The sequence below is a fragment of the Roseateles sp. P5_E8 genome, assembly GCF_054177665.1.
The window spans coordinates 171,824-188,444 of sequence record NZ_JBGCUM010000005.1 but is presented as its reverse complement, the minus strand read 5'-3'; the positions used below and the strand labels follow the sequence as shown (position 1 = coordinate 188,444).

At 68.4% G+C, this 16,621-nt stretch carries 12 protein-coding genes; 8 read left to right on the top strand and 4 right to left on the bottom strand.

Annotated elements, in window-relative coordinates:
- Both ACXRVZ_RS04885 and ACXRVZ_RS04880 read left to right on the top strand, forming a co-directional pair.
- The coding region (locus ACXRVZ_RS04885; protein WP_458232212.1) for a hypothetical protein at positions 1-415 on the top strand (415 nt) is incomplete at its 5' end.
- Between the two features lie 129 nt (positions 416-544).
- Entirely contained in the window at positions 545-2,239 is a 1,695-nt protein-coding gene (locus ACXRVZ_RS04880; RefSeq protein ID WP_457418329.1) for an AMP-binding protein, read from the top strand.
- A 249-nt stretch (positions 2,240-2,488) separates the two neighbouring features.
- Here the strand turns inward: ACXRVZ_RS04880 and ACXRVZ_RS04875 are convergent, their stop codons facing one another.
- Positions 2,489-3,412, bottom strand: a complete 924-nt coding sequence (locus tag ACXRVZ_RS04875; RefSeq protein ID WP_458232211.1) for a LysR family transcriptional regulator — start codon at positions 3,410-3,412, stop codon at positions 2,489-2,491.
- 158 nt (positions 3,413-3,570) lie between these two features.
- Between ACXRVZ_RS04875 and ACXRVZ_RS04870 the strand changes: the two genes are divergently transcribed.
- The 4 genes from ACXRVZ_RS04870 to ACXRVZ_RS04855 all read left to right on the top strand — a co-directional run bounded on the left by ACXRVZ_RS04870 (position 3,571) and on the right by ACXRVZ_RS04855 (position 11,254).
- The gene (locus ACXRVZ_RS04870) at positions 3,571-5,754 is read left to right on the top strand and encodes a malate synthase G (RefSeq protein WP_457418325.1); all 2,184 of its coding nucleotides are present in this window, start codon (positions 3,571-3,573) and stop codon (positions 5,752-5,754) included.
- A 397-nt stretch (positions 5,755-6,151) separates the two neighbouring features.
- Complete coding sequence (locus tag ACXRVZ_RS04865) at positions 6,152-9,178, top strand: TonB-dependent receptor domain-containing protein (RefSeq protein ID WP_457418323.1); 3,027 nt, start codon at positions 6,152-6,154, stop codon at positions 9,176-9,178.
- Positions 9,179-9,246: 68 nt separating this feature from the next.
- The gene (locus ACXRVZ_RS04860) at positions 9,247-9,981 is read left to right on the top strand and encodes a 2OG-Fe(II) oxygenase (protein WP_457418321.1); all 735 of its coding nucleotides are present in this window, start codon (positions 9,247-9,249) and stop codon (positions 9,979-9,981) included.
- A gap of 46 nt (positions 9,982-10,027) precedes the next feature.
- Positions 10,028-11,254 (top strand): NAD(P)/FAD-dependent oxidoreductase, encoded by a 1,227-nt coding sequence (locus tag ACXRVZ_RS04855; protein WP_457418319.1) that lies wholly within the window; start codon positions 10,028-10,030, stop codon positions 11,252-11,254.
- On the opposite strand, the gene pcaF is transcribed toward ACXRVZ_RS04855, so the two are convergent.
- The 3 genes from pcaF to ACXRVZ_RS04840 are packed head-to-tail and all read right to left on the bottom strand — an operon-like array spanning position 11,255 to position 14,663.
- Positions 11,255-12,463: a 3-oxoadipyl-CoA thiolase gene (gene pcaF / locus ACXRVZ_RS04850; protein WP_457418317.1), complete on the bottom strand. Its 1,209-nt coding sequence runs from the start codon at positions 12,461-12,463 to the stop codon at positions 11,255-11,257.
- A complete protein-coding gene (locus ACXRVZ_RS04845; RefSeq protein WP_457418315.1) occupies positions 12,460-13,872 on the bottom strand; it encodes a 3-hydroxyacyl-CoA dehydrogenase NAD-binding domain-containing protein in 1,413 nt (470 codons plus the stop codon). The genes pcaF and ACXRVZ_RS04845 overlap by 4 nt, the downstream gene beginning before the upstream one ends.
- Complete coding sequence (locus ACXRVZ_RS04840) at positions 13,869-14,663, bottom strand: enoyl-CoA hydratase-related protein (RefSeq protein ID WP_457418313.1); 795 nt, start codon at positions 14,661-14,663, stop codon at positions 13,869-13,871. Before ACXRVZ_RS04840 ends, ACXRVZ_RS04845 begins: the two co-directional genes overlap by 4 nt.
- A 115-nt stretch (positions 14,664-14,778) precedes the next feature.
- Here ACXRVZ_RS04840 and ACXRVZ_RS04835 point away from each other — a divergent pair, with 115 nt between their 5' ends.
- Together ACXRVZ_RS04835 and ACXRVZ_RS04830 are read left to right on the top strand one after the other, a co-directional pair.
- The gene (locus ACXRVZ_RS04835) at positions 14,779-15,849 is read left to right on the top strand and encodes a sensor histidine kinase (RefSeq protein WP_457418311.1); all 1,071 of its coding nucleotides are present in this window, start codon (positions 14,779-14,781) and stop codon (positions 15,847-15,849) included.
- Positions 15,846-16,604: a LytR/AlgR family response regulator transcription factor gene (locus ACXRVZ_RS04830; RefSeq protein ID WP_457418309.1), complete on the top strand. Its 759-nt coding sequence runs from the start codon at positions 15,846-15,848 to the stop codon at positions 16,602-16,604. The genes ACXRVZ_RS04835 and ACXRVZ_RS04830 overlap by 4 nt, the downstream gene beginning before the upstream one ends.
- Positions 16,605-16,621: the final 17 nt, after the last annotated feature.

Below are 16,621 nucleotides of genomic sequence, written 5' to 3'. Positions count from 1 at the left end.
CGTCGCGCTCGCGCCCGGCGCCGGCACCGCGGGCCAGGCGCTGGCGCACGACATGGCGACCCGCCTGGACGCGCTGCGCCCCGCGCTCGGCCAGGCGCGCAACCTGATGTCGCGCATCGCCCTCTTCAACGCCCGCCTGGCCGGCACGCCCGAGGCCTGGCTGGCCGCCACGCGCGAGCGCGTCGCCTACTTCGACAGCCTGCCCGAGCCGCTGGGCCTGCCCGAGTGGGCCGCGCGGCTGCAACTGGCCTGCGCCCTGCGCGCGGCGGGCCAGCCCTGGGCGGAGGCGCTGGCCCGCGCCGAACGCGCAAGGCCTGCCCGCCTTGCCGACCTGACGGCCGCGCCGCACCCGCTGGCCGGCGTGGCGGCTCGGCTGCCGGCGGGCCTGGCCATGGATTGCGACTGGCGGTTTTAGGAGGCTTTTCTAGAGCCACCGCTCTACGGAATGTGGGGAGCGCGTCACGCCAAAAAGCGTTTACCCGTAGGGGCCATCCGTTCCCGCGCGGTAACTTCGCGGGTCCGAAAAGAAGCCCTAGGAGACACCATGGCCACCATCGCCGCCGACCAACTCGCGCTGCCCCGCCTCTATCACTGGGAACGGACCGCCGGCAGCGCCGTGACGCTGACCCAGCCCATGGGAGGCGCGGAGGTCAAGGACTTCACCTGGGCCCAGGTGGGCGACCAGGTGCGCCGCATGGCCGCCTTCCTGAAGGCCAAGGGCGCCGCCGAGGGTTGGCCGGCCGATGCCAAGGTGGCCATCCTGTCCAAGAACTGCGCCTGGTGGCTGATGAGCGACCTCGCCATCTGGATGGCCGGTTATGTCTCCGTGCCGCTGTACCCCACGCTGGCCGCCGACACCATCACGCAGATCCTCACGCACAGCGAGGCGCGCTACATCTTCATCGGCAAGCTGGACGGCTGGGAGGGCATGAAGCCCGGCGTCATGCCCAGCCTGCCCGGCGCCAGCTACGCGCTGTCGCCCGACGACGTGAAACAGAACTACGAGAGCTGGGACGCGATCTGCGCCCGCACCGAGCCGCTCAAGGGCGAGGTGGTGCGGGCGGCAAGCGAGCTGTGCACGCTGATCTACACCTCGGGCACGACGGGCAACCCCAAGGGCGTGATGCACAACTTCGGCGCCTTCACCTGGGCCATCAACGAGGGCTTGCTGCGCTTCCCGATGAGTGCCAGCGACCGCATGCTGTCCTATCTGCCGCTGGCCCATGTGGCCGAGCGCGTGCTCATCGAGCATGCATGGCTGAAGGTCGGGCTCAAGGTGTTCTTCGCCGAGTCGCTGGAGACCTTTGCCGCCGACCTGCAGCGCTCGCGGCCGACCATCTTCTTCAGCGTGCCGCGCCTGTGGGTCAAGTTCCAGCAGGGCGTGCAGGCCAAGATGCCGGCGCAGAAGATGAACAAGCTGCTGCGCCTGCCCATCATCGGCGGGCTGGTGCGCAAGAAGGTGATGAAGGCGCTGGGCCTGGACCAATGCCGCATCGCCGTCGGCGGCGCCGCGCCCATGCCCGTCGCGCTGCTGGAGTGGTACGGCACGCTGGGCCTGCACATCAACGAGGGCTACGGCATGACCGAGAACCTCGCGCTCTCGCACATGACGCTGCCCGGCAAGAACCAGCGCGGCACCGTGGGCCCGGCCTATGCCGGCGTGCAGACGCGCATCGACGCGGCGACCGGCGAGCTGCAGATGCGCAGCCCGGCGCTGATGATCGGCTACTACAAGGAGCCCGGCCTGACCGCCGATGCGCTGACCGCCGATGGCTGGCTGCACACCGGCGACAAGGTGTCCCAGGATGCCGACGGCTGCGTGCGCATCACCGGCCGCGTGAAGGACTTGTTCAAGACCAGCAAGGGCAAGTACGTCGCCCCTGCACCCATCGAAGACAAGCTGGGCATGAACCCCGCCATCGAGGCCTGCTGCGTGGCCGGCGCCAACCTGAACCAGCCGCTGGGCATCGCCATGCTGTCGCCACAAGGCCTGGCGCGCGCCGCCAGCGATGCGGTTGGCCTTCAAGCCGAGCTGGCCAAGCACCTGGAAGACGTCAACGCCCGGCTGGACCCGCACGAACAGCTCGACTCGCTGGTGCTCATCAAGACGCCATGGACCGTGGACAACGGCTTCATCACGCCGACCTTCAAGGTCAAGCGCAACCGGGTTGAAGAGGCCTACGCGGGCAAGTTTGAAGCTTGGGTGAAGCAGCGCGCCAAGGTGCAGTTCGGGGACTGACTGCGACTCGACGGGCGCAGGAGGACGGGTAGACCTGATGCTCCGTGTCCCCCGGTCTGCTGCGCAGCCCTCCTCCTTTACCTGCGCATCAGGCCTACCCGCCCTCCTGCTGTCGTTGCATTGGCTTGTCGCCGCGAAAACCGCTGGTGGAAAGCCGGGATGCGGGGGCGCGCAATTGCGCAAGTAAAGGAGGAGGGCCGCTTGCGGCCCGGGGGACATGGAGCAATTGCGTGCCCCCGCGTCCCGGCCTTATCCAGCCGTCGCAGAGTCACTACGCCAGTAATCCGCACGGCCGTAGTGAGCACGCAAATGCTCCACCCACAGCCTCACCCGCAACGGCAGATGCCGTGACTGCGGGAACACCGCGTAGATGCCGTTGGGCGGCGCGGCATAGTCGTCCAGCACGCTGACCAGCCGCCCGGCTGCGATGTCGGCCTCGACCTCCCAGGTGCTGCGCCAGGCGAGGCCCAGGCCCGCCACGCACCAGTCGTGCAGCACCTGGCCGTCGCTGCAGTCCAGCCGCGCGCTCAGGCGCAGGTGCTGCACGGCGCCGTCGATCTGGAAGGCCCAGCCGCGCGTCTGGCTGGCTTCGGAGCTGAGCGTCAGGCAGGCATGGCGGGCGAGGTCGTCGGGGTGCTTGGGCGTGCCGGCGCGCTTGAGGTAGSCGGGCGCGCCGACACACAGGCGGCGGTTGTCGGCCAGGCGCGTGCTGACGAGGCTGGAATCCGGCAGGTCGCCCACGCGCACGGCGCAGTCGAAGCCCTCATGGACGATATCGACGACGCGGTCGCTGAGGTTGAGCGACAGGCTCAGCTCGGCGTGTTCCGCCAGGAAGCCGGGCACCAGCGGCGCGACGTGGCGGCGGCCGAAGCCGGCCGGGGCGGTCACGCGCAAATGGCCGCTGGCCTTGAGCCCGCCGGCGCTGACGGCCGCCTCGGCGTCGGCCAGCGCGGCGACGAGGCGCTGGCAGTCCTCCAAAAAGGACTGGCCCTCGGCTGTCAATGTGAGCCGCCGCGTCGTGCGCAGCATCAGCTTGACGCCCAGGCGCGCCTCCAGCGCGTCCAGCCGCCTGCCCATGACTGCGGGCGCCACACCTTCGGCCTGCGCCGCCGCCGTCAGGCTGCCCTTGGCCGTGACGAGCACGAAGGACTCGATCTGCTTGAGCTTGTCCATGCCTTGATTGTGCTGGGTTGCCGATGCAAAGCTGGCTGTTCCGGGCACGATCTATGCATCCAAGTCACAGATGAATGGCGCGCCGCACAGTGAATCCCGACACGGCGGAGCGCTAGATTTCGGCATCCGTGTTTTGCTCTTCTGCCAGGAGTTCGCCCATGTCCACCGCCAGCCGCACCACCCGCCATCGCCTGCAGGTCGACACCGACCTGGCCCGCTTCATCGACACCGAAGTGCTGCCCGGCACCGGCATCTCCGCCGACGTCTTCTGGGCCGGCTTCAGCCGGCTGGCGCATGAGCTGGCGCCAATGAACCGCGCGCTGCTGGCCGAACGCGACCGCCTGCAGGCCGAGCTGGACGCCTGGCACGAGGCCCACCCCGGCCCCATCACCGACATGCCGGCCTACCGCAGCTTCCTGAGCCGCATCGGCTACCTCGTCGAGCCGCCCGCCCAGGTGCAGGCCACCACCGCCAATGTCGACGCGGAGCTGGCCTTGCAGGCCGGCCCGCAGCTCGTCGTGCCCATCCTGAACGCGCGCTACGCACTCAACGCGGCGAATGCACGCTGGGGCTCGCTGTATGACGCGCTCTACGGCACGGATGCGATCTCCGAAGCCGATGGCGCCACGCGCGGCGGTGGCTACAACCCCGTGCGCGGCGCCAAGGTCATCGCCTTCGCCCGCCAGGTGCTGGACCAGGCGGCGCCGCTGGCCGAGGGCTCGCATGGGCAGGCGGTGGCGTACCGCATCGAGGGCGATCAGCTGTCCGTCACGCTGGCGTCAGGCGACGTGACCGGCCTGGCCGACGCGGCCACTTTTGCCGGTTATCAGGGCGCGCCCGAGTCGCCGAGCAGCGTGCTGCTGGTGCACCACGGCCTGCATCTGGACGTGCGCATCGACCGCGAGACGCTCATTGGCCGCAGCGACCCCGCCGGCATCAGCGACGTCGTGCTGGAGTCGGCCCTGTCCACCATCCTCGACCTGGAAGACTCCGTTGCCGCCGTCGACGCCGAGGACAAGCTGCTGGCCTACCGCAACTGGCTGGGCATCCAGCAGGGCACGCTCACCGAGGAAGTCGCCAAGGGCGGCAAGAGCTTCACGCGCCGCCTGAACGCCGACCGCGTCTACACGGCGCCGGGCGGCAAGGGCACGGTCACGCTGCATGGCCGCTCGCTGATGTTCGTGCGCAATGTTGGCCACCTGATGACCAACCCGGCCATCCTGCTGGACGACGGCAGCGAGATCCCGGAAGGCATCATGGACGCGGCCATCACGACGACCATCGCGATGCATGACCTGAACCGCCGGGGGAACAGCCGCACAGGCAGCGTCTACATCGTCAAGCCCAAGATGCACGGCCCGGCCGAGGTCGCCTTCGCCGCCGAGCTGTTCACGCGCGTCGAGCAGCTGCTGGGCTTGCCGGACAGCACCGTCAAGCTGGGCATCATGGACGAGGAGCGTCGCACCTCGGTCAACCTGAAGGCCTGCATCGCCGCCGCCGCCAGCCGCGTGGCCTTCATCAATACCGGTTTCCTGGACCGCACCGGCGACGAGATGCACACGGCCATGCGCGCCGGGCCGATGCTGCGCAAGGGCGACATGAAGACGTCCAGCTGGATCACCGCCTACGAGCGCAGCAACGTGTTGACGGGCCTGGCCTGCGGCTTGCGTGGCCGGGCCCAGATCGGCAAGGGCATGTGGGCCATGCCCGACCTGATGGCCGCGATGCTGGAACAGAAGATCGCCCACCCCAAGGCCGGCGCCAACACTGCCTGGGTGCCCTCGCCGACCGCAGCGACGCTGCATGCGCTGCACTACCACCAGGTCAACGTTGCTGCCGTGCAGCAGGAGCTGGAGAAGGTCGACCTTGCCGCCGAGCGCGAAGCCATCCTGAACGCGCTGCTGACCATCCCCGTCGCGCCGCAGGCCAACTGGACGCCCGAGCAGCGCCAGCAGGAGCTGGACAACAACGTCCAGGGCATCCTCGGCTATGTCGTACGCTGGGTGGACCAGGGCGTGGGCTGCTCCAAGGTGCCCGACATCAACGGCATCGGCCTGATGGAAGACCGCGCCACGCTGCGCATCTCCAGCCAGCACATCGCCAATTGGCTGCGCCACGGCGTGGTGAGCGCCGAACAGGTGCGCGAGACCTTCACGCGCATGGCCAAGGTGGTGGACGGCCAGAACGCCGGCGACCCGGTTTACCTGCCGCTGGCCACCCACCCCGAGGGCGCGGCCATGCAGGCGGCGCTGGACCTGGTGTTCAAGGGCGAGGCGCAGCCCAGCGGATATACCGAGCCGCTGCTGCATGCCTGGCGCCTGCGCAGCAAGCAGCCAAACTGACAAACAACCCAAGAAGGTTACTGGATGGCGAATATTGGAAACCATCCGGAAACAAATCAGAAAACTCTGCTCAGCTCGCACACTTCGGCGGTTCGGCGCTGCCGGAGCCTGGCAATGGACGTGCCAGCCACGGTGACTTGCGGCACGGAGAAGCCATCCTTCGTCGCGCAAGCACAACAGACGGGCAAAAAACGAGCACTGAGCCTAGGGGAGTCGCCAGACGTAAGTTGGCGTCCTCTCTTCTGAATCCCGCTCCAGCAGACGTGGCCGCTAGTGGTAACCCGAGGCGACGAGGGTGTGACTTCCCTCACACTGCCAACGCCTCGCCACTGTCGGTGATCCTGTATGTGGCGAGTATCGGTATTGCATTAAATACTCGCCCATCCTGGAGCCCCATATGTTCAAACGTAATCTTGTAAGCGCTGCGTCACTAGCGTGCCTTGCAACTTTCGCAATCCCGACGTTCGCTCAGCAAGCACTTGAGCGCGTTGAAATTACCGGCAGCCGGCTCAAGAAGCTTGACCTGGAAGCCGCCAGCCCGACCGTGACGATTACTGCCGCAGAATTGCAGGCCAATCAGGACGTCACGCTGGAAACCTTTTTGAATACGCTGCCGCAGGTGAATCCCGCCGGCACGACGAGTTCAAACAACCCCGGCAACGGTGGCCAGGCGAATATCGACCTGCGCGGCCTGGGCAGTAACCGCAACCTGGTGCTGATCGACGGCCGCCGCCCGATGGTGTCCGCGTCCAACCAGACGGTTGACATCAACACCATCCCGATGGCGATGGTGGAAAGCATTGAAATCATCTCCGGTGGCGCCGCCGCCGTGTACGGTGCCGACGCCGTGGCCGGTGTCGTGAACATCAAGCTCAAGAGGAACTTCAAGGGCATCGACCTGCGTTACGGCACGTCCAACACCACCAAGGGTGGCGACGCGAAAGAACGCAATATCCAGGCGCTGTTTGGTGGCAACTTCGCCGACAACCGCGGCAATGCCGTCATCGGCCTGGAATACATGGATCGCCAGGCGATCTACAAGCGCCAGCGTGAATTCGCCGCCCTGGCCACCAGCACGACGACGTCGTGGCCCGAGGGTCGTTTCGCGCCGAATTCGGCCAATCTGCCTTCGCAAGCGGCGGTTGACGCCCTTTATGCCGGTTACGGTTATACCGGCCCGCAGATTACGCGCGGCAATGCCCACTCGTTCAATAGCGACGGCACGCTGTTTTTCCCGGGCCTGTTCAATTCGCCGCTGGATGTGGTGAATTTCAAGTATCCGATCGACCCCAGCGCCGGCGTGAATACGCGCTTCTTCCCGGACTTCTACAGCTACAACTTCGATCCGGCCAATATCCTGGTGCTGCCGCTGCAGCGCCGCTCGGTCACAGCCAAAGCCAATTACCTGCTGAGCAACGGCATCGAGGTGTTCGGCAAGATCTCCAACTCGAACTACAACTCGACGACGGCACTGGCTCCAACGCCGGTTTCCGGCGGCGCCTGGCGCGCTCCGGGCCAGACGACGGCGTCTACGCAGATCACCAGCAAGTACATCGTGCCTGGCAAGAGCGGCAATACGCTGCTGGTCGCCCCCGACAACGTCTTCATCCCGGCCGACCTCAGGAAGCTGCTGGACAGCCGCACCGGTGACGACCCCAACCTGGTGGGCGCGGGCGCTACCGAGCCGTTCACGATGGGCTGGCGCACGGTGGCAGCTGGCCTGCGCACCAACACCTACACCAACGACGTCACCCAATACCTGGCCGGCGCCAAGGGCGAAATCCTGAGCACCGGCTGGAACTGGGAAGGCTCCATCTCGCACGGCATTACCAAGATCGATCAATCGCAGATGGGCAACATCAATGCCCAGAAGCTGGCCGATGCCTTCGGTGCGACGGACGGCGGCAAGAGCCTGTGCGCGGGCGGCGTGAACCCCTTCGGCCGTCAAGCGCTGTCGCCGGAATGCGTGGCCTTCCTGCAGCTGCCCACCTCGCTGGCTCAGCAGTTCAAGCAGACCATCGGCCAGTTCTTCGTGAACGGCGATCTGGCCGAGCTGCCCGCCGGCCCGATGGGCCTGGTGCTCGGCGCCGAGACCCGCCGCTTTGCCTATGAGCTGAACCCCGGTTCGACGGCAGGCCCGATCTACGGCTTCAACTCGCAGTCCGCCGCCAAGGCTCGCAACAGCTTCGACGACTTCTTCGCCGAGCTGTCGATCCCGCTGGCCGCCAACATGCCGATGATCAAGTCGGCCAACCTGTCGCTGGCCTATCGCAATTCCAGCAGCGAGGCGGTCGACGTCATCAAGGGCCTGCAAACGCCCAAGAAGCGCTCCAACGCCTTCGCCGCCAACCTGGACTGGAAGCCGACGACGGAACTGCGTGCCCGCGCCTCGGCGCAGCATTCGGTGCGCGCGCCCAACTTCGGCGAGCTGTTTGACGGTGGTGGCGGTTTCCCGAGCTTCTTCGACCCCTGCTCGGTCAACAGCGTGGGCCGCACGACCGGCGCCGACGCCGCCAAGCTGAGCGCGCTTTGCACGGCAACCGGTGTCTCCAACACCAGCTTCGTGGCATCGCCTGGCGCCCAGGCCGAAACCAACACGACGGGCAACATCAACCTGAAGCCGGAGTCCTCCAACTCCGTGACCTTGGGCCTGGTGTGGGCACCGCGTGCCGACAGCATGTTCGGTGGCTTCCGCGGCACGGTGGACTACTACAACATCCGGGTGAAGGACGCCATCACGGCGCCCGACGTCAACGAGTTCATCGCCGACTGCTACAACTACAACGGCCGCAACCCGACGTACTCGGTCACCCAGTCGAGCTGCGCGACGATCGCGCGCTCGGGCAGCTCCATCCAGGGCGCCTATGACCCTGTCGATCCGGATGGCAACTTCTCCGGCAGCAACGAGGGTTCCGTCAAGACCTCGGGCATCGACATCTCGGTGGGCTGGACCGGCAAGGTCGGCCCGGGCCGACTGAACGTCGATGGGTTCTGGACCCACCTGCTCAACTTCAAGTCCAAGACCACATCCTTGCTGCCCGAGGTGGACTACGCAGGCACCATCGCCTACTTCGGCGCTGGCCTGGGTCAGACTTTCCCGAGCGACAAGGTCACCGTGACCGCGAACTACAAGTGGAACAGCGTCGGCATCGATGTGCGCATGCGCTACCTCAGCGCGATGACCAACCGCATGGCCAAGCTCTTCCCGGGCGAGGCGCTGACCGGCGTGCCCTCGACGACCTACTGGGACCTGGGTGGCAGCTTCGACTTCACGAAGAGCCTGACCCTGCGTGCGGGTGTCAACAACGTGCTCGACCAGAAGCCGCGCACCTACTCGCCGAACGTGCAGTCCGGCACCGACCCGTCGACGTATGACGTGGTGGGCCGCCGCTACTTCGTGCAGGCAAGCCTGAGCTTCAACTAAGATCTTTCGCAGATCAGAAACGGCCGCAGCGATGCGGCCGTTTTTTTTGAACTCCAGGAATGTTTGAAATGACCGACGACGACGGAGCCCTGGCGCTGCTGTCCGATCCCGCCATCGATCTGGCCGCGCATCGGCAAGGGCTGCGCGCGGTTGGCAGGACACAGATCAGCCCCGCCCTGGGCGCTCAGGATGCCGCCGACCTGCTGCAGGCGGTGACGCAGGCGCCGTTCCGGCTGTCGGTCAACAGCGGCGCCAAGAGCCTGGATCTCTCGCTTGAAGAGCTGGCCTCGCTGCAGCCCGAGCAGGAAGCCAAGTTCACTGCGCTGATCCACGCGGGCGCCGCGAGCGGCTTCCAGTACTGCTTCGACACCTACCGGCTGTCCGACGAGGTGGAAGGCGGCCAGTTGACATCGGGCCCCTTGCTGGCCTTGCACCGGGGGCTCAATTCGCAGCCCTTCCTGGAGCACTGCCGCTACCTGGCGGAGGACGACAGCATCGAGTTCTGCGATGCCCAGGTCACCCGCTACCGGCCCGGCCACTTCCTGACGATGCACAACGACGATGTCGCGGGCAAGGGGCGGGTGCTGGCCTACGTGCTGAACGTCACCATGAACTGGCGCCGGGACTGGGGCGGCCTGCTGCTCTTCCATGGCGCCGATGGCCAGGTCGAGGGCGGCTTCACGCCGGCCTTCAATCGCCTCAATCTCTTCAAGATCCCTTGTGACCACGCCGTGAGCCTGGTGGCGCCCTTCGCCCAGCAGCCCCGCTACGCCGTGACCGGCTGGGCCCGCAAGCGGGTGTGAGCGCGCGCCCGCGAAAATGAACCGTACCCAGCCAAACCAGACCCCAGTGAGCCAGCCTGAACCCTCAGCCCCCCTGCCGCCGCAGTGCAGCGTCCTCATCATCGGCGCCGGCCCCGCCGGCAGCGCCTGCGCCCGGGTGCTGGCCAGCTCCGGCATCGACGTGCTGCTGGTCGACCAGCACCCGCAGGGTCGCGACAAGACCTGCGGCGACGGCCTGATTCCCGACGCGCACAAGGCGCTGGCGCGGCTGGGGCTGCTGGACGAGGTCATGCGCCGGGCCCAGCCCGTGACCCATGTCGGCTGCATCGGCCCGCGCGGCGGGCGCATCGACGTGCCGGGCGCAATGGCCGTGCTGCCGCGCAAGGAGCTGGACGCGTTGCTGCTGCAGGCGGCGCGCGACGCCGGTGCGCGCTTCGAGCAGGCACGCTTCGAGGCGCCGCTGGAGGTGGACGGCCGCGTCGTCGGCGCGCGGCTCAAGCGCGGCGACGAGATCGTCGAGGTGGCGGCGCGCTGGGTCGTGCTGGCGACCGGCGCGGTGCCCAAGGCACTGACGGCCGCCGGGATGTGCGAGCGCCACACGCCCAGCGGCGTCGGCCTGCGCTGCTATGTGAAGGCGCCGCAGATGGTCGGCAAGATCACCGCGCTGGAGGTCGTCTGGGACAAGGCCGTGCGGCCCGGCTATGGCTGGATCTTCCCGGCGCCAGACGGTCACTTCAACATCGGCGTCGGCGTGACCAACTCGCACAGCGACCGCGGCGGCAAGGGCCAGAAGAAGGAGGCCAACCTGCGCGCCATCTTTGACGCCTTCGTCGAGAAGTACGCGCCTGCGGCCGAGCTGATGCGCGTGGGTGAACTGGTGGGCGAGTTGAAGGGCGCGCCCCTGCGCTTCACGCTGACGGGCGCCAAGTGGACGCGGCCCGGCCTCATCGTCACCGGCGAGGCGGCGGGCTCCACCTACTCCTTCACCGGCGAGGGCATAGGCAAGGCGATGGAGACCGGCATGCTGGCGGCCGACGCCATCCTGGCGCATGCCGACGATGACGCCGCCGCCCGGGCGGCCTACGAGGCCAGCCTGACGGCGCTGAAGCCCAAATTCAAGCTCTACGAAGCCGCCAACCGCGTCAACGACCACCCCTGGCTGGCGGACCTGGTGATCTGGCGCGCCAAAAAGAGCCCGCGCGTGCTCAGGCGCATGGCCGGTGTGCTCAATGAGACGAGCAACCCGGGCAACCTGGTGAGCCTCAAGGGCATCAGCCGGTTGTTCTTCGAGTGATCAGACCCTTTCAACCACCAGTGCGATGCCCTGGCCCACGCCGATGCACATCGTGCACAGCGCGTAGCGGCCACCGCTCATTTCGAGCTGGTTGATCGCCGTCGTCACCAGCCGCGCGCCGCTGGCGCCCAGCGGATGGCCCAGCGCGATGGCGCCGCCATTCGGGTTCACGCGGGCGTCGTCGTCGGCCAGGCCCAGATCGCGCAGCACGGCCAGGCCCTGCGCGGCGAAAGCCTCATTCAGCTCGATGACGTCCATCTGCGCCAGCGTCAGGCCCGTCAGCGCCAGCACCTTGCGCGTGGCCGGCGCGGGGCCAATGCCCATGATGCGCGGCGCGACACCGGCCGTGGCCATGCCGACGACGCGGGCGCGCGGCGTCAGGCCATGGCGAGCTGCTTCGGCTTCACTCGCCAGCAGCAGCGCGCAGGCGCCGTCGTTGACGCCGCTGGCGTTGCCGGCCGTCACGCTGCCGTCCGGCTTGACGATGCCCTTGAGCTTGGCCAGCGCCTCGATGCTGGTCTCGCGTGGATGCTCGTCAAGCAGCACGCGCAGCGGCTCGCCCTTCTTCTGCGGCACGTCGACGGGAGCTATCTCGCGCTCGAAGAAGCCACGCTGCTGGGCCGCGATGGCCTTGCGTTGCGACGCGAGCGCCATGCGGTCCTGGGCTTCGCGCTCGATGCCGAAATCGGCGGCGACGTTCTCGGCCGTCTCGGGCATCGCATCGACGCCGTACAACGCCTTCATCTGCTTGTTGATGAAGCGCCAGCCAATGGTCGTGTCGTAGATGGCGTTCGTGCGGCTGAAGGCGCTCTCTGCCTTGGGCATGACGAAGGGCGCGCGGCTCATGCTCTCGACGCCACCGGCAATCAGCAGCCCGGCCTCGCCGGCGCGGATGGCGCGGGCGGCCGTGCCCACCGCGTCCAGGCCCGAGCCGCACAGGCGGTTCACGGTCACGCCCGGCACGCCCATCGGCAGGCCGGCCAACAGCGCGGCCATGCGGGCGACGTTGCGGTTGTCCTCGCCGGCTTGGTTGGCGCAGCCGTAGATGACGTCTTCCACCGCCGCCCAGTCGACATGGGCGTTGCGTGCCATCAACGCCTTGATGGGCAGCGCGCCGAGGTCGTCGGCGCGGATGGACGACAGCGCGCCGCCGTAGCGGCCGAAGGGCGTGCGGATGGCGTCGCAGATGAAGGCTTGAGTTGTGCTCATGTCAGATAAGGGCTGACGCGGTAGCGCTCGCCTCGGTAGTGGTGGTCGAGCCGGTTTAGCAGCTCGCCGACGGGCTCCGCGCCCCAGAACGCCAGCCATTCAAACGGCCCGGCCGGGTAATTGACACCGAGCTTCATCGCCGCATCGGCACCAGCCTCATCGCAGACGCCCTGGCTGACAGCGTCTGCGGCCTCATTGATGAGCATCGCAATCGTGCGCGCGACGACGAGGCCGGGCAGGTCCGCCACCTCGCGCGGCACCAGGCCCAGCCGGGTCAGCCAGGCGGCGGCGGTTGCGTCGCCGGCAAAGGCGAGATCGCCCGCAGGCGCCAGCGGCAGATCGAAGACGGCCGTGCCGGGGCCGAAGTCCCGCGCGCGGCGGCCGTCGGTCAGGCGCAGCTGGCGGCCATCGACGGTGAGGCCGATCCAGTCGCTGTCCATCTCGCGCAGCGCCTCCGGCAGGTTGGCGACAAAGCGCTCGGCCAGCGCGCCGCGGCCATGCACGACGAGCCGGGCCGCACGCGGCGGCGCGATGCTGATGATGGGCAGGGCCGGCGCGCCCTCCGGATGGCGGTAGAAGCCGCGCCCGCTCTTGCGGCCCAGATAGCCGGCGTCCACCAGCTCCTGCTGCACCAGCGACGGCGTGAAGCGGCGGTCGAAGAAGTTGGCGGCAAAGACCGAGTTCGTCACGGCGAAGTTGGTGTCGTGACCAATCAAGTCCATCAGCTCGCAGGGGCCCATGCGAAAGCCCGCCGCGCGCAGGAGCGCGTCGATCAGCTCGGGCGTGGCCGCGCGGTCCTGCAACAGCATCAGCGCCTCGGCGTAATAGGGCCGGGCAATGCGGTTGACGATGAAGCCGGGCGTGGAGCGCGTGTGCACCGCGGTCTTGCCCCAGCGGCCGGCGAGGTCGAAGACGGCCTGCGCGACCGCAGGCGAGGTGCCCAGGCCGGAGACCACCTCGACCAGCTTCATCAACGGCACCGGGTTGAAGAAGTGCATGCCCACCAGGCGCTCGGGCTTCTTCATGCCGCGCGCCAGCGCCGTCACGGAGATGGACGAGGTGTTGGTGGCGATGACGGCCTCGGGCGCCAGCAACGCCTCCAGTTCGGCGAACAGCGCACGCTTGATGTCGAGGTTCTCGACGATGGCCTCGATGACGAGGTCCACCGGCGCGAGCGCATCGACCGGCGTGATGCGTGCAAGCGCCGCCGCCGCCGCTTCACCCGTCAGCCTGCCCTTGTCGACAAGGCCGCCCAGCGTCTGAGCAAGCTTGTCCTTGGCGGCCTCGGCAGCGCCGGCACGGGCGTCGAACAGCAGCACCGCGTGGCCGGCCTGGGCGGCGACCTGGGCGATGCCGGCGCCCATCAGGCCGGCGCCGATGACGAGGATGCGGGAATCGTTCAGAGTCATTCGGGAGGTGTCCAGTTCGGCTTGCGCTTGGCCAGAAAGGCCGTGAAGCCCTCGCGGGCCTCGGGCGTGGTGCGCACGCGGGCAATGGTTTGTGCGGTCAGCTCGCGCACGTCCGCAGTGACCGGGCCGGGCGCGAGGCGGGCGTAGAGCTGCTTGATCTCGGCCAGAGCTTGCGGGCCGCAGGCGAGCGGGTCAGTCACCAATGCGTCGACGGCCGTGTCCAGTGAGTCGGCCGACACGACGCGCTGCACGAGGCCCAGGCGCAAGGCCTCGTCGGCGCCGAAGCGCGCCGCCGTCAGCGCCAGCCGGCGCGCCTCGCGCAGGCCCACGGCGTTGACCAGATGCGGGCCGATGACGGCGGGCAGGATGCCCATGCGCGCCTCGCTGACGGAGAAGCTCGCCGCCTCGGACGCGACGGCCATGTCGCAGGCCGCCACCAGCCCGACGCCGCCGCCCAGCGCCGCGCCCTGCACACGCGCAATCGTCGGTTTGGGGCAGTCGGCAATGCGCGCCAGCATGGCCGAGAAACGGCGGGCATCGGCCAGGTTGTCGTCCTGCGACGCGCCAGCCGCGCGCTGCATCCATTGCAGGTCGGCGCCGGCGCTGAAATGCTTGCCGGCGCCCGCCAGCACGATGGCGCGCACGCTGGCGTCGCTGCCCAGCTGCGCGAACGCATCGTCCAGCTCGGCGATCAGCGTCTCGTCGAAGGCGTTGAACACCGCGGGCCGGTTCATCGTCAGCACGGCCACGCCATAGCTGCGGCGCCGCAGGTCAAGAGAAGTCCAAGACATGACGGCATTCTTGCACCGCACTTGTCTAGACAGCCGCCCCGCCATTCACGCGCCCAGGCCCGCCATTCGCCGCACGGCGCCACCACCGGCCAGGGCGCCTCCTAGACTGCGCTCCATGGCATCTGAACCCACCACCAACAGCCCGCGCCGCTTTCCCGACTGGGTACGCTGGCTGCTCTATCCCGGCTCGCAGCGGGTGTTCACGGCGCAGGAGATGGCGCGCGCCGGCGAGCGGCCCTGGCCCTACGGCATAGACCACTACGTCTACGGCAACGCCGTGCTGCTGATGGCCATCTTCACCCACGAGATGCCGCGCGGCATGCGGCCGGTGATCTGGTCGGGCGTGCTGCTCACGGCCTGGGCGGCGCTCGAGACGGCGCATGCGCTGTGGCGCTCGCCCACCCGCAAGCGGCTCAACCTGGCTTGCTATGCCGCTGCCGTGGTGATTGCGCTGGTGACGCTGCCGCTGATCAAGTCCGGCTGGCGCGACGAGGTCGTCGGCGGCACACCGCTGCTGCTGGCCGTGCTGACCGCCGTGCTGTCGGGCTGGTGGATCGTGACCATCTACCGTGTCGACCAGATCGAAGCGCGGCTGCGCGAGCTGGCCGAGCAGGACGCCGCACTGCGCCTGTCCACCCGCCTCGCGGCCGCGCAGATCCAGCCGCATTTCCTGTTCAACACGCTGGCCTCGCTGCAGCACTGGGTGGACACCGGCGACCGCCGCGCCGCGCCGCTGCTGCGCGACTTCACGGGCTATCTGCGCGCCACGCTGCCGATGTTCGAGCGCGAGCTGCAGCCTTTTGCCGATGAGATCGAGATGGTCAGGCGGTATCTGGCCATCATGCAGGCACGGCTGGGCGAGCGGCTGGAGTTCAGCATCGACGTGCCGGCCGACGTCGACGCCCAGCTGCCGCCAGGCCTCGTGCTGACGCTGGTGGAGAACGCCATCGCCCACGGCATCGAGCCGCAGTTGCACGGCGGTCGCATCGACATCGCCGGCCGTCGCGACGGTGAGCGCCTCGTGCTGACCGTGCGCGACGACGGCCCCGGCCTGGCCCCCGGCTGGACCGACGGCGTGGGCCTGGCCAACACGCGCCGCCGCCTCGCCCAGGCCTGCCCCGCCTGCACCCTGACCCTGGCCGATGCTGCCCCCGGCTGCATCGCCACATTGACGCTGACGCCATGAACCCCATCACCGCCCTGATCGCCGACGACGAGGAAGCCCCGCGCGAACAGCTGCGCGCCGCGCTGGCACGCCTGTGGCCCGAGCTCAGGCTCGTCGCCGCCAGCACCAATGGCGCCGAGGCCTGGGACGACTGCCTGGCGCACGAGCCGGCCATCGCCTTCCTGGACATCCGCATGCCCGGCCTGACCGGCCTGGAGGTGGCGCGCCGGCTCTCGGCCCTGGCCACGCCGCCGTTGATCGTCTTCGTGACGGCCTTTGACGACCATGCGCTGGCCGCCTTCGACGCCGGCGCGGTGGACTATGTGCTCAAGCCCATCGACGACGAGCGCCTGGCCCGCGCGCTGACCAAGCTGCGCGCGCGGCTGGCCCAGCCCGCACCCGACACGGCGGCTTTGCAGCGCCTGCTCGCCGGCCTCGTCCAACCCAGGCCGACGACCCGCCCCATCCAGGCCAGCGTCGGCCGCGAGGTGCAGCTGATCCCGCCGGAGGACGTCATCTACTTCGAGGCCGACGCGCGCTACACCCGCGTCGTGCACAGCGGCGGCGAGGCGCTGATCCGCACGCCGCTGCGCGAGCTGCTGACCCAGCTCGACCCCGAGCAGTTCTGGCAGATCCACCGCAGCGTGCTCGTCAACAGCCGCTGCCTGGCGCGGGCCATCCGCGTGGACGAAGGCACCATGGTCGTCACGCTGCGCGGCCGGGACGAGAAGCTGCCAGTGTCCCGACAGTTCCAGGCGCTGTTCAAGGGCCAATAAAGGGCAAAGGTGGGGGC

Excerpts from the sequence above, each read along its gene's own strand:
- ACXRVZ_RS04880 (WP_457418329.1), top strand. The coding sequence starts at position 545 with ATGGCCACCATCGCCGCCGACCAACTCGCGCTGCCCCGCCTCTATCAC.
- ACXRVZ_RS04870 (WP_457418325.1), top strand. The coding sequence starts at position 3,571 with ATGTCCACCGCCAGCCGCACCACCCGCCATCGCCTGCAGGTCGACACC.
- ACXRVZ_RS04865 (WP_457418323.1), top strand. The coding sequence starts at position 6,152 with ATGTTCAAACGTAATCTTGTAAGCGCTGCGTCACTAGCGTGCCTTGCA.
- ACXRVZ_RS04860 (WP_457418321.1), top strand. The coding sequence starts at position 9,247 with ATGACCGACGACGACGGAGCCCTGGCGCTGCTGTCCGATCCCGCCATC.
- pcaF (WP_457418317.1), bottom strand. The coding sequence starts at position 12,463 with ATGAGCACAACTCAAGCCTTCATCTGCGACGCCATCCGCACGCCCTTC.
- ACXRVZ_RS04845 (WP_457418315.1), bottom strand. The coding sequence starts at position 13,872 with ATGACTCTGAACGATTCCCGCATCCTCGTCATCGGCGCCGGCCTGATG.
- ACXRVZ_RS04840 (WP_457418313.1), bottom strand. The coding sequence starts at position 14,663 with ATGTCTTGGACTTCTCTTGACCTGCGGCGCCGCAGCTATGGCGTGGCC.
- ACXRVZ_RS04835 (WP_457418311.1), top strand. The coding sequence starts at position 14,779 with ATGGCATCTGAACCCACCACCAACAGCCCGCGCCGCTTTCCCGACTGG.
- ACXRVZ_RS04830 (WP_457418309.1), top strand. The coding sequence starts at position 15,846 with ATGAACCCCATCACCGCCCTGATCGCCGACGACGAGGAAGCCCCGCGC.